At 52.5% G+C, this 12,928-nt stretch carries 12 protein-coding genes and 1 pseudogene; 11 read left to right on the forward strand and 2 right to left on the reverse strand.

The window, feature by feature from the left end; translation table 11 throughout:
* Nucleotides 1-665, reverse strand: a 665-nt coding sequence (locus SMC5_RS09655; RefSeq protein WP_133299207.1) for a dihydrodipicolinate synthase family protein, incomplete at its 3' end; no start/stop codon positions are given.
* 392 nt (nucleotides 666-1,057) lie between these two features.
* Between SMC5_RS09655 and SMC5_RS09660 the strand changes: the two genes are divergently transcribed.
* Nucleotides 1,058-2,959 (forward strand): ABC transporter ATP-binding protein, encoded by a 1,902-nt coding sequence (locus SMC5_RS09660; RefSeq protein WP_119120560.1) that lies wholly within the window; start codon nucleotides 1,058-1,060, stop codon nucleotides 2,957-2,959.
* Nucleotides 2,960-2,978: 19 nt separating this feature from the next.
* On the opposite strand, the gene SMC5_RS09665 is transcribed toward SMC5_RS09660, so the two are convergent.
* Nucleotides 2,979-3,884 (reverse strand): diacylglycerol/lipid kinase family protein, encoded by a 906-nt coding sequence (locus tag SMC5_RS09665; RefSeq protein WP_119120552.1) that lies wholly within the window; start codon nucleotides 3,882-3,884, stop codon nucleotides 2,979-2,981.
* 149 nt (nucleotides 3,885-4,033) lie between these two features.
* On the opposite strand from SMC5_RS09665, the gene SMC5_RS11460 reads away from it, so the two are divergent.
* From SMC5_RS11460 to SMC5_RS09710, 10 genes and pseudogenes are all read left to right on the forward strand, one after another.
* Nucleotides 4,034-5,089 carry a bifunctional transcriptional activator/DNA repair enzyme AdaA gene (locus SMC5_RS11460; protein WP_119120561.1) on the forward strand — a complete coding sequence of 352 codons (1,056 nt, stop codon included), beginning with the start codon at nucleotides 4,034-4,036 and terminating at the stop codon, nucleotides 5,087-5,089.
* Between the two features lie 184 nt (nucleotides 5,090-5,273).
* On the forward strand, nucleotides 5,274-5,672 hold the full coding sequence (locus SMC5_RS09675; RefSeq protein ID WP_279386324.1) for a rhomboid family intramembrane serine protease: 399 nt from the start codon (nucleotides 5,274-5,276) through the stop codon (nucleotides 5,670-5,672).
* 16 nt (nucleotides 5,673-5,688) lie between these two features.
* On the forward strand, nucleotides 5,689-5,847 hold the full coding sequence (locus SMC5_RS10845; RefSeq protein WP_165849064.1) for a hypothetical protein: 159 nt from the start codon (nucleotides 5,689-5,691) through the stop codon (nucleotides 5,845-5,847).
* Nucleotides 5,848-5,870: 23 nt separating this feature from the next.
* Nucleotides 5,871-6,443 carry a hypothetical protein gene (locus SMC5_RS09680; RefSeq protein ID WP_126854986.1) on the forward strand — a complete coding sequence of 191 codons (573 nt, stop codon included), beginning with the start codon at nucleotides 5,871-5,873 and terminating at the stop codon, nucleotides 6,441-6,443.
* Between the two features lie 298 nt (nucleotides 6,444-6,741).
* On the forward strand, nucleotides 6,742-7,275 hold the full coding sequence (locus SMC5_RS09685) for a hypothetical protein (RefSeq protein ID WP_119120555.1): 534 nt from the start codon (nucleotides 6,742-6,744) through the stop codon (nucleotides 7,273-7,275).
* Between the two features lie 175 nt (nucleotides 7,276-7,450).
* Nucleotides 7,451-8,938 carry an MFS transporter gene (locus tag SMC5_RS09690; protein WP_165849065.1) on the forward strand — a complete coding sequence of 496 codons (1,488 nt, stop codon included), beginning with the start codon at nucleotides 7,451-7,453 and terminating at the stop codon, nucleotides 8,936-8,938.
* Nucleotides 8,939-9,077: 139 nt separating this feature from the next.
* The gene (locus SMC5_RS09695; protein WP_126854987.1) at nucleotides 9,078-9,656 is read left to right on the forward strand and encodes a phosphatase PAP2 family protein; all 579 of its coding nucleotides are present in this window, start codon (nucleotides 9,078-9,080) and stop codon (nucleotides 9,654-9,656) included.
* A gap of 225 nt (nucleotides 9,657-9,881) precedes the next feature.
* Complete coding sequence (locus SMC5_RS09700; RefSeq protein ID WP_119120558.1) at nucleotides 9,882-11,090, forward strand: MalY/PatB family protein; 1,209 nt, start codon at nucleotides 9,882-9,884, stop codon at nucleotides 11,088-11,090.
* A complete protein-coding gene (locus tag SMC5_RS09705) occupies nucleotides 11,087-12,544 on the forward strand; it encodes a C69 family dipeptidase (RefSeq protein WP_165849066.1) in 1,458 nt (485 codons plus the stop codon). The genes SMC5_RS09700 and SMC5_RS09705 overlap by 4 nt, the downstream gene beginning before the upstream one ends.
* Before the next feature lie 42 nt (nucleotides 12,545-12,586).
* A pseudogene (locus SMC5_RS09710) lies at nucleotides 12,587-12,928 on the forward strand (LD-carboxypeptidase); the annotation flags it as partial.

A 12,928-nucleotide genomic window follows, 5' to 3' on the forward strand; every position in this document is an offset into this window, starting at 1 on the left:
TTCTGCAGACGGGCGCATTCGTTTGGGAAGACGTTGGCCAAGGCGAGGGTGCCTCCGGTGGCGCCGAGGACGAGGCTCACGTAAAGGAAACTCGCGGAACCCGCAAAAACGGAAAAACCCTTCGGTGCATTCCGGATCATGTCTGCGATCTGGACGATATTGCCGCTGCTATCCTTGATTCCGATGATGTTTTGGTGCTTTGCAAGTTCGACGGCAAGTTTGGCAGAGATGTTGATTCCGGTATTGCGCGGCATGTTGTAGAGAATGAGCGGCAATGGAGAGGCGCTGGCAACATCTGTGTAGAAACGCGCAAGAACCGAATCAGTCATGCTCCCTTTGTAGTAATTCGGGGTCACGACCAAGACCGCTTCCGCTCCCGCTTCGGCGGCCTTTTCATTGAGACGGATTGTCTCCATCGTCGATTCGGCGCCGGTTCCCGCGATAACGGGCTTTTTGCCTTTGGCTCGGGTGCAGACAAATCGCATCAATTCCACTTTTTCCTCCGGGGACAGCAGGACGAACTCCCCGTTGGAGCCCATGACCACGATGCCCTCCAGATCGGATTTGAGCCAGAAATCCAGATTCTTTTCTAACTTGTCGTAGGCAATCTTCCCATCCACAAATGGCGTTGCGATGGGTGCATAAATTCCATGAAGTTTAAACATCGGAGAATCCTCCTTTTCCTACCAGCATATCGGTAGGGAACAAATGGCTGAATGACGTTGACACTGCCCTGAAGACCGCAAAGATTGAATTGATCTTGTGTAGCCAAGACTCAGCCAAGTGGCCATGGAGCAACTTCGAGGCTGGCATGGGGTCACCTCTAGATTAGCTACGACATTAACTATGTCCCCGTTACCACTATAAACATAAATCACGAAATTCCCCTCATAATCCCCAAGTGTTGTTGCCCATGTTAACATCCATTCATTTGAATCCGGACTAGACACCCCACCAAACCGTGGGATAATTATTAAAATAGAGAGTTCAAATTGAGGAGATTATTAGGATGCCAATTCAGGGGGGACCAGTTCGCGGGGGGTCATTTTACGGGGGCATGCGGAGCATTATCAATTCCCCCGATGAAAAACCAAGAATTACACGGCAACTGCTTAAGCGGGTGCTCTACTACGCCAAACCCTACCGCTGGCTCATCGGCGGTATGCTGCTGCTGGTCCTGGTCAACACGGGTTTGATGCTGCTGACACCGCTCATCTTGCGTGACTTGATTGACAACACCATCCCGGCCCGGAACATTCATAGGTTGATATTACTGGCCATGGCACTGCTTCTGATCCCAGCCTTGACTGGTGCAATCAATGTGGCCCAGCGGCGCATAAATGCGCGTGTTGGTGAGGGCGTGACGTATGATTTGCGCCTGGCACTCTATGCTCGTTTGCAACGTATGTCGCTGCGCTTCTTTACCAACACTAAAGTCGGCGAGCTCATGAGCCGTCTCAACAACGATGTTGTGGGAGCACAAGATGCCATCAGCAGCACTATTGTCAGTATGGTCACCCAGACCATCCAGGCAGCAGCAGTATTGACGATCATGCTGACACTCGAATGGCGGTTGACGTTGATCAGTGTGGCTATTCTGCCTTTGTTCATTTTAGCGGTGCGCTTGTTGGGCACCCGTCTGCGCGACATTGCCCGCAGACAGATGGAAGCCAACGCACAGATGAATGCCATGATGAACGAGACACTCAATATTGGCGGTGCACTGCTTGTAAAGCTGTTTGGTCGGCAGCAGTTGGAGGTTACCCGTTTTGGCCAACGGGCAACGCAGGTGCGTGACCTGGACGTGCAGCGGACATTTACCGGATCGATCTTTATAGGAATTATCGCTCTGATCAGTGCGGTGGGCACAGCCCTGGTCTATGGGCTGGGTGGCTATTTTGTCATCCAGGGTGCTTTCACGATCGGAACAATTGTGGCCTTTGGAGCCTATCTGAGCTACCTGTATAGTGCGCTGCAAGGGCTTTCAAATGCGCCTGTGGACTTTGCCACCTCGATGGTCAGCTTTGAGCGTGTGTTTGAAGTGATCGATCTGCCTGTCGATATCGCTGAAAAACCGGATGCAGTAGCAGTCCAAAACATCCAAGGTGAGATTGTTTTTAATAATGTCTCTTTCAAGTACGAAGCCGGCGATGAGAAGTTGCTCGCTGATGTCCACCGCTATGGCAGTATGGACAACGTCACAGCGGTTCTCTCGAGAGCACGGACAAGCGCAGAGGATGAGGAGATTGCCTCGCGCAGCCAGGCGCGCAGTATTGCGTTGGAAAACGTCAGTTTCAGGGCCGCGCCCGGGCAGCTTGTGGCCCTTGTAGGTCCCAGCGGTGCGGGTAAGACGACCCTCACGTATCTCATCCCCCGCCTATATGATCCAATTGCCGGGGTCATTCGCATTGATGGTCACGATCTACGTGACTTGACGCTTGAATCACTCTCGGCGCAAATCGGCATGGTCACCCAGGAAACATATCTGTTCCATGATACCATCCGCACCAACCTGCAATATGCCCGACTAAAAGCTAGTCAGCAAGAACTTGAAAACGCCTGCCGGGTTGCCAATATTTACGAATTTATCCATGCACTGCCAGAAGGGTACGATACGATCGTCGGCGAACGCGGTTATCGCCTGAGTGGTGGCGAGAAGCAACGTATTGCGCTGGCACGTGTGATCCTCAAGAATCCGCGCATTCTGGTATTGGATGAAGCCACCAGCAGCTTGGACAGCGAATCTGAAGCTCTGATTCAGGATGCACTTGGTTCTGTGATGGCACAACGCACTAGCATTGTCATCGCCCACCGGCTGAGCACCATCCTGGCTGCAGACCTGATTCTGGTCATGGATCGGGGGAGAATTGTGGAAAGTGGCAATCACGCCACTTTGCTGGCGCAAGGTGGGCTGTATACCAGTCTCTACCAGACGCAGTTTCGAAAAAGCACTCAGTAAAGACGTTTATTCGATGACGTTATGCCTTTTCTTTAGGAACCAAAACCCTGATCGCCTCTGGAATGATCTTGATATGAAGAGGCATTTCTTTTAATACTTCGCCATCATATTGGATCGTTTGTCTGGGGCTTGAGGAAACGCTGATGTCTTTGCCTTGCCAGTGCTCCACTAATTCCACATTGTCCGGGCGTTCCCGTTTAAGCAAGGTGACAGCCATAAGTCTAAGCAGACTCAGATTCGCTTCTCGTACAACAACAACATCCAAGAGCCCATCGCTGACATCTATGTGCTTATCGTAAGATATGTTGCTGAACCCGAGATTCCCCGTATTGGTAACAATACACGTTAGACCTTGAACTTCGTGCTTTTGTCCATCGATTTTCAGATGGTAGACGGCCTTCTTGGCTTTCTTTAGTGCCGCGGTCGCTGAAAGAAAATAGGCGAAAAAGCCAATTCTATTTTTGATCTCACGATCCGCACCCTCAATCAAGTCCGCACCAAAACCAAGACTTACTCCTAGAATAAAATAGTGGCCACTAAACTGCCCCACATCAATGGCTTTCATTGTCAACGGAACTTGACTCATAAGTGCACAGGCTTCTTTAAGATCCTGGGGTATGCCAAGTTCCTTGGCCATAATATTCGCCGATCCTCCCGGTAAAATAACCAAGGGGACCCCTGATCCCATCAGGCCGCTGATTGCTTCCATGAGTGTACCGTCGCCGCCGAAAACAGCGAGGGCATCTACTCCTTCTTTGACAGCAGTCTTGGCAAACTTGATCGCCTCGCCCGCTTCGTGAGTAATTGATGCATGCCACTTAATGCCAGCTTCTTTCATGGACAGATTGAGAACGGGCAAAACAGATTCTCCCCTTCCGGCGGCTGGATTAATAATAACGCGGATATTGCCAATTTTCTTCTCCATAGTAACTTTTATTTTGACCCTATTCTACTACTGTGTCAATCCGAGATGGTTGTTCGATTTTCGGTTGTGGGCAGTTTCAAATAGCTGCATAATGGCAATGCGTCAAAATGATCCAAAACACAAAACTCGAGAACAGGGAAAGTGAATCTATGAATCACTCATTACCCAACAGCGAAATATTGTATTCGGCGTTGGTCAACAGAGACAGCAATTTCGAGGGGATATTCGTGGTTGGAGTCAAAACCACGGGAATATTTTGCCGTCCCACTTGCACTGCGCGAAAACCAAAGCGTGCAAACGTCGAGTTTTTTGCTTCGGCGCATGACGCGCTCTTGGCTGGGTATAGACCATGTAAGGTCTGTACTCCTTTGGAATATAAAGGGGCTGCCCCTGACTGGCTTAAACCACTGTTGGCCGAAATTAATGACAATCCATTGATCAGACTAAGGGATAGTGACTTGCGGGCAAGGGGTTTAGATCCCAGCCGCGTCAGTTACTGGTTCAAGAGACATCATGAAATGACTTTCCAGGCATATTTGCGCGCCTTGAGGATCGGGCAAGCGTTTGGACGAATCAAGCATGGAGAAAGCGTTACCGGAACGGCTCTTGAGTCTGGTTATGAATCGTTGAGTGGTTTTGCAGATTCGTTCAAGAGAACGGCCGGTTTTTCTCCGAACAAGAGCCAGGAGAGTCAGCTCATTGTGACAACAAGGATCTTGACACCTTTAGGGCCAATGTTGGCAGGGGCTACCGATGATGGAATCTGTCTATTGGAATTTGTCGACAGAAGAATGCTGGAGACCCAATTGAAGAGATTGAGCAAGTTGTTGAACGCCGAATGTGCTCCTGGTTTCTGCAAACACTTTGACAGATTGAGCAGTCAATTGGAAGAGTATTTTTCTGGAAAGAGAAGAGAATTTGATGTTCCCCTGGTGCTGCCAGGAACACCATTTCAGCAAAGAGTATGGACCGCATTGCAGACGATACCGTACGGTTCAACGCGTTCTTACAAAGAACAGGCCGAAACCATAGGTCTTCCCAATGCGGTCCGGGCAGTTGCAAGGGCGAATGGCGATAATCGAATAGCCATCATCATTCCGTGTCACAGAGTCATTGGGGCAGACGGTAACCTCACCGGCTATGGTGGTGGGTTGTGGCGCAAGCGATACCTGTTGAATCTCGAATCCAGTCATGGCCCAAGATAGGACCTCTGGGCGGCTAACACCGCATGCACCAAACTTTCTCTGTCGCACTTCACAGGTGGCAGACTGCGAGTAGTCCACTTTCTTGGAAAAATGCTAGACTCATCTTGACATGAAGCTGTGACATATCTGATCAGTAAGAGGAGATGAGTCTTATGTTGCCAATCGGTGATGATTTTACCTGTGGATCTTCGGTGACAATGTGGAAGACCATTTCGGGCACATCAAGTTCGCAATCTTCTACCTGCTCTGTGGGCTTGCGGCAACTTTTGCACAGTTGGCGTTTAGCGTCGGATCAAAGGTGCCGAACTTGGGGGCATCAGGGGCGATTGCGGGGGTGCTCGGCGCCTACATTTTGCTGTTCCCACAAGGCAAGATAAGAGTATTGCAGGGGCAACAAGTGGTTCAAGTGCCTGCGCTGATCGTCATTGGGCTCTGGATCGTTCTGCAGTTTTTTAGCGGCGTCGGTTCCATTGCCAAAACAGCGGACACGGGTGGAATAGCTTACATGGCACACATCGGAGGATTTATCGCAGGGTTTGTGTTGACCTTCCTGTTTCGTGGGAGTCGCCGGGTGCGCCCGTGATAGCGCAGGAGGAAAAATGGGACAAAAAAGCACATTGCCATTGACCGATGAAACTTTCAAGCCTGGTGAGGTCATGTCAGAAGTCTTTTCTGAAGATGAACTAAAGGCAGGAGATGTTATCAGGCTCTGGAGCGACAATTTGTCTTACTTAACCCTATCCGAAAATGTCCATTGATATTGCATTAAGAACAATTAAGGATGGATCTGAAATTCATCCTGCCAGACAAGGAGGCGAACGCGATGATCTGCAATCACTGTGGAAAGGATCAGGAAGGCAGCTATGTGGAGATCGTGACGGGAAAGCTGCTTTTCTCCAATTCCACCCGAGTTGAATATGGAACTAAAATAGAGAAAACCTACGGCCAGTTTCAAAAGATGCGACTGAGTTTTTGTCAGGACTGCTGGCGCGAGGAACGGCGCAAGTCGGATAAAGGGGGCCTGAAAGTTTTCGCGATATGTTTCGGGATCAGCCTGCTCGGTTTGGTGCTGTTCAGCCGTGAATCAACCTTTTTTGGTATTTGCAGTTTATTTGGCCTGCTTGGCGGCCTGATCGGGACGATCTATTTTGGCATAAAACGGTACCGGACGAACTATTCCCAATTGAACATGGATCTTGCGGAGCCGAAATCCATTTTTGAGGATTTCAAGGAATTCATCCCTGCGCTCGTCTATCGGGCCAGGGGGCAAGTATATTATTGGAAAGCGCAAGACTGGCAGGATTGGATGGATAAGAAAGGGAAACCGTATGATACCTTTGAAAGCAAGGCTTGATGCCAGCTGGCACTGCTGCACATAGACCCCATGCACCTCGAACACCAGGTCAAGCCGGCCCGTAAAACAGGAATGACGTTCATGCCATATTGCGAAACGCCTAACAACGCGTGCAGCGGACGGGGCTAATGCCACGAGGCAACTGGCCGAGTTTTCTCGCAGGGTGTATGGTTGCAAAAGCGACTCGGCCTTCATCTGCCGCGCCGCTGAACTCAACCGTTGGGCAGCTCAAGTCAATATCGGCGCGAATGCCACGACAATTACCTACAACCGCAGTCCACAAATAAGGAGAGTTCAAATGGACTTCCTAAGCAAATTGTTCGGTAAGAAGCAGCCAGCCACATCAAGCAGGAATCAACCGTCTCGCAGTGTTAAGCCTCCCACTCCACCAACAGCGATAGCAAAATCCAACGAACACTACATGCTTAAGTGTGTGGATTGCGGCTTTACACACCATATTCCGAGGGCTACCACACTGCTCTCCGTCGTGTTTTCTGTGGATGTGAATGAAGTCAAGATGGTTTGTGTTTATGGGGGAGGAGCGTTTACAGTCACACTCGATGTGAACGAATTTTTTACAATTACAACCATACCAGACTCTGGTCAAGTTCTGAACGCCTCGATAAGCGACAACATAAAACCATTGCATAATCACATGTTGTCGCACTGTGATCCACTATTTCTAATCATACAGCAATCAAGAAACCAGACCACACACAAGTACAAGAAACAGCCCGAAGGTAACACATATGTTAAGTTCTCCAGGGAACACGGAGTTGATATTGTTGGGAATATCAATGTGTCAAAGGCTGAGATTCCAGGAGTATCGTAATAAGCCTGTACGATTTCGAGCGATTATTACTGATGGGTAATTCAGCCGAAACGGCTGATTTGATATCTGGTCGTTTTTTCTACCAAGTCCCGTGCTTGCCGGTAACACAAACCGTTAGGCCGCTATAATAGCCATATCCTGGGGTCTGATGGAACCCACAAGCGGAGGCGCCGATATGGAAAATATAGAGAATAACCAGCCGGGACTCGAGAGCGCAAGCATACAAAGCGCCGGAGAAGTTCCAGGACCTGTATTGGGGGAAATGCTTCACGAAGAGTCTGTCCCAGTCCACAGCCGCATCTGGGTGTCAGCGGCTGACGGCGCCACCGCTATCCTCTGTTCGATCGCCGAAGGCGCAGCACTGACCTACTACTTTACGCGCATCATGGGGCTGGCCCCACGCCTTGCCTCCATCGTGTGGCTGCTCTTCGGAATCTGGAACGCCTGCAACGACCCACTGTTCGGGTACATCAGCGACCGGACCAGGAGCAGACTTGGGCGCCGTATTCCCTACATCCGGTATGGGGCACCCCTGTACGCAGTCGCCTTTGCAGTCTTCTGGATAGTCCTGCCTGGGTTCAAGGGCAATCAGACGGCATTGTTCATCCAGATGCTCATTGGCATGTTCCTGTTTGATGCCTTCTATACGGCTATCGCAACTGCCGTCTACATCATGCCGTATGAGATGGCAGTTTCCAACAAGGCACGAAGCAGCATTTTCATCTGGAAGATCGGCTTCAGCCTCATTTCCACTGCCTTTCCCATCGCCATTGGACTCATCCAGCCGGGACCCGGCCAGGATGCCACACCGTACCGACTCATCATGATCGGTCTCGGCATCGTCATGGCGGCAGTCATCTATGTCAGTACCTTCTTCTATAAGGAAAACCACTTCCAGCAGGAAGAGGAACAGTTCAACTTCTGGAAGTCTCTGGGCGCCTGCTTCCGCAACAGGTCCTTTGTCGTGTTCGAATCTATCAGTTTCACCGTCATCTACGTCCAGAACCAGCTCATGCAAGGCATCTATTACTACTATGACGAAGTGAGCATGGGCGTCGCAAAGGGCGTGGGTACCGCCCTCACGCTTGGCTCGCTCTTCGTTGGAGCAGTCCTGGGCCTGCTACTGTTCCTCAACCGTCGCGATGTCTGGGGCGTGAAACGCTGTGTGCGCGTGTTTGCCTTCTTGTTCGGCATTGGATGCATCATCGGGTTCCTGTTCTCTCATCAGCTCATTCCGATGATGGTCGCCTTTCTGTTGATCGGCGTTGGCTTTGCTGGTGGCATGTACCTCATCCCACTGATGAATGGTGATGTCATCGACGCGGATGAACACACGACAGGACTGCGGCGCGAAGGCATGTATGCAGGGGTCAACAGCTTCGTCACCAAGCCTGCCATGAGTCTGGCACAAGCTGTCTTCCTGGGGTTCCTGTCACGAGCAGGCTACGACCAGTCATTGGCAAAGGGCATGCAGAGCGCCTCGGCTGAAGCCGGCATCGTGCGAGCATGGTTCCTCGTGCCTGCCCTGCTTCTGCTCGCCTGCGCAGTCATCCTCCGCTGGTATCCTCTTGATGGTCCCAGTTGGGAACAGATCAAGACCCATCTCACTGTCGTGCACCGAGAGAAGGAGAGAAAATACTTGGCCGAACACGGCCTGAAGTAAAGAAAGAGAAACTCTCCATGCGTGCCTTCTTGATTGTCTGGCAATGGCACACCTTGCGGAGGCACCGCACCCGATTCTGCACTATACTCTTTTCTTGAGTCTCTGACTCGCAAGAACTGAGAATCAAAGGAGTACGATTATGCTTAGCCGAGAGAAACGAATGCGTTTGTGGACCTACCTTCTTGACCCGCCAGTGCTTGCCATGCTGACATTCCTTTTCTTCTATGTCATGAAGCCGACTGACCGAAACCTCGGCGCATGCCTGACAGGAGTCATCTGCCTTGGCTTCGTCCCACTCAGCGCCTGGTTCCACATGGTGCGTCACCCAGCTGACTTCGCCGGTGAACGCAAGGTCGGTTTCATACTCAGTATTGCCGGCTATGTTGTGGGGACGCTGACTATGCTCATCTTTTTCCGCGAGTCACGTCTGAACATGACACTTATGCTTTCGTACTTGTTCACGGTAATCGGACTTACAGTCGTGAACCTCATGCACTACAAGGCATCAGGGCATGGGTCCGGAGCCGCTGGTCCAGCTACAGCGCTCACCATCGTGTACGGCTGGCCGGGCGCAATCTCCTTTCTCCTGCTCGTCCTCGTCGCCGTCGCCAAGATCGACATCAAGGAGCACACGCTGGGTCAACTTTGCACGGGAGCCGCCCTCTCGATAGCTTCCACCCTGGCTGCTTTCGCGGTCATGGGCCTGCTGCGCTTCTAGCTCCACACTCTTGCGGGATCGAGATCCTTCAGCGTCAGCGCGCGCCGTTTCACTTCACCAAACATACCGGCGTCGTTGCACAACCCGGCGCCGAGTCCGAACCTCTCCACGATAACACCCAGCCAGAAAAATGCTGGTATACTTGCATGGATTTCCTGCAGGCACGGTCGCCCCTGTCAGGCACGTCGATGTGATGGCGACATCCCGAACATAAAGGAGAGGAAAATGAACTACGACTTCGAACACGGGCTTGAACGACACAACACGGGTTGCGTCAAGTGGGATCAGAGCTGTACCGTCTTTGGGAGTGAGGACGTCTTGCCGATGTGGGTGGCCGACATGGACTTCCCGATACCAAAACCGGTCACTGAAGCACTGATACGGCGTGCCCAGCACGAGTGCTACGGCTATTCATGTGCAAGTCCGTCCGTCCTGGAAGCCATTACACAGCGCCTGTGGCGCAACTACCAGTGGAAAGTCGATCCTGAGTGGCTGCTGTTCACCCCTGGCGTCGTGCCCGCTCTGCATGCTGCGGTGCGCGCATTCACGAGCCCGGGGGACGAAGTCGTCCTTCAAAGCCCAGTCTACTACCCATTCTGGTCTGCCATCCGTGAGAACGGCTGTCAAGTTGCCAACAACCAGCTGCAGTGGAACGGCCACCGGTACGTGATGGACCTCGCCGGGATGAAGGACATCTTTCAGCCGCACATGTCCGGCATGTCGCCGTGTCCCTCACACACGAAGATGATCATCCTGTGCAGCCCGCACAATCCCGTAGGCCGTGTCTGGTCACGGGACGAGCTGATGGCTGTCGGTGAGATCGCCCTGGCCAATGATGCAGTCGTCGTCTCCGACGAAATACACTGCGAACTGCTGCTGAATGGTTCGCACCATGTCCCGTTTTCCTCTCTGAGTCCCGAGCTGGAGCAGAACAGTATCGTGTGCATGGCACCATCGAAGACGTTCAATCTTGCCGGTCTCGCCACCAGTTTCATCGTCGTTCCCAACCCCAGGATGCGCGCAGCGATGCAACGGCGCATCAACGGAGCCGTGGGCAGCGTCACGCCATTTGGGTACACTGCGCTCGAAGCCTCGTTCCGGGAAGGCGACGACTGGCTCACCCAGATGCTGCACTACATAGAAGGCAACGTGACGTATGTCCGTCTGTTTGTACAGGATCACATGCCACAGGTCAAGGTCATGCCCATTGAGGGGACGTATCTGATGTGGCTCGACTTCCGTGCGCTCGGCATGGACGTCCATCAGCTCTCTGACTTCCTGCGCAAGAAAGCAAAAGTAGGTCTGGACGAGGGTTGCGCCTTTGGTCCCGGCGGCGAAGGCTTTGCACGCATGAACATCGCATGTCCACGCTCGACGGTGCAAGAGGGACTGACCCGTATCGCCGGTGCCATACAAACACTGGAGCAGCGATGATGCGCCCGTCCAGACTTGAAGGCGATGAACTGGACTGCACGACGATTGTCGTCGGCCGGTCCGCATCGCAGTCGGGTTGCCTTGTCATTGGACACAATGAAGATGATGCACACCGGCTGGTCGTACGTCACCATATCATCAAGGTCGGCGAACATCCTGGCGCTACGCGGCTGAGTGACGGAACACTGCTCTACCGCGAGCCACACACCTCTCTGGAACTTTCTGTACCCAAGGACACTCTGGCCTACGACTGGACAGAACTGGTCGGACAGGACTTCGCAGACAGTTTTCTCAACAGCAAGGGCGTCAATATTTGCTGCGACAGCGCCGCAGGCACACGGGAACAACAGCCTGAACTGGAGCGGGGTGGCATTGGCCACTTCCTGCCACAACTGGTCGCCCAACAGGCCCACTCCGCCCGTGAGGGCGTCCTGCTGGCGGGTCGGCTTATCAAAGAATACGGCTACTGCGATGCTCGTATCATCACGGTCGCGGACCAGCACGAGGCGTGGATCCTTCAGATACCCGGGGGACACGAGTGGCTGGCGGAACGCGTTCCCGACGATGCGATTGTCCTCCTGCCAAACTATCTCATCTCCCGTCAGGTCGACCTGGCGAACACAGACCGGTTCCTGGCATCGGCGGACCTGGAGGCCCACGCCATACAGCGCGGGTGGCACGATCCCTCCGGAACAGAACCTTTTGATTTCAAGAAGGCCTACGGACCGCCCGAGATCAATGCTTCTTCATTGAGCACCAGCCGGCAGCAGACAGGACTCTTCATGCTCACGGGACAAGAGTTCCCATTGGACAACATGCCGTTTTCATACGTGCCACAGCACCTTGTGTCCCTTGGTGATGTCATGGCGTGCCTGCGCTGCGTCACCCCCCATGGACAGTCTATCCAGCAGGCTCTGGAAATGAGCGGCAGCTTCCATAAGAACGTGACTCAGACCACCATGCGTCCAATTTCGGTCTGGACCACACAGGAATCCTCTGTAACTGAGCTGAGGAGCCAGGCCCCCGAGCCACAGTCCGTGACTGTCTGGCGAGCCTCCGGAATTCCCGACGAGCTTCCCTATACGCCGTGGTATCCACTGGCCATGATGGAGACAGTTCCTGGATACCCGGACCCCTATGCCGCGGGAGACCCTGACCACCTCGACATGAGTTCCGCATTCTGGACGTTCCGCCTCTTTGTGACCGCGGTCGACAGCAACTATGCCAAGCGCATCGCCGAAGTCCAGGCAGTCGTCCTGCCCTTGGAAAAACAGGCGATTGCGGTGGACAAGCTCCTTCAGAACATGCGTGTGGACACAAACACCTCTCGCGAAACCATCGCCAGGCTGCTCACGGCATGCGGCGAAGGGCTGGGTATGGAAGCGCTGAGTATCTGCCGAGAGCTGCTTCGCCAGTGGCAAACGAATTCCGAGCGGACCCCATTTAAGAAGTGACACCTCTCGCAGGAAGGAAGTCAAATCAGTGAGAGCGAGATTATGCTGGAATTGATAAAACCTCTAAAACTGAAACCTGGGGATTTGGTAGCTACCGTCAGCTTATCATGGGGCGGAGCGGGAGATGCTGAAACACGTTGGCGTTATGATCTCGGGAAGAAACGGCTTGAAGANNATAGGCAGAGAGTTTTTATATCACCATCCGGAAAAAAGAGCTCAAGATTTGATGGATGCTTTCCGTAACCCTGATATCAAAGCAATATTCAGCTGTATCGGCGGCGAAGAGAGCGTACGTATGCTTCCTTATATCGATTTTGATGTTATCCGAAAAAACCCCAAGATATTTATCGGCTATTCCGATACAACTGTCAGTCACTATATTTG

The organism is Candidatus Cryosericum odellii (assembly GCF_003570935.1).
Taxonomy (GTDB): Bacteria; Caldisericota; Caldisericia; order Cryosericales; family Cryosericaceae; genus Cryosericum; species Cryosericum odellii.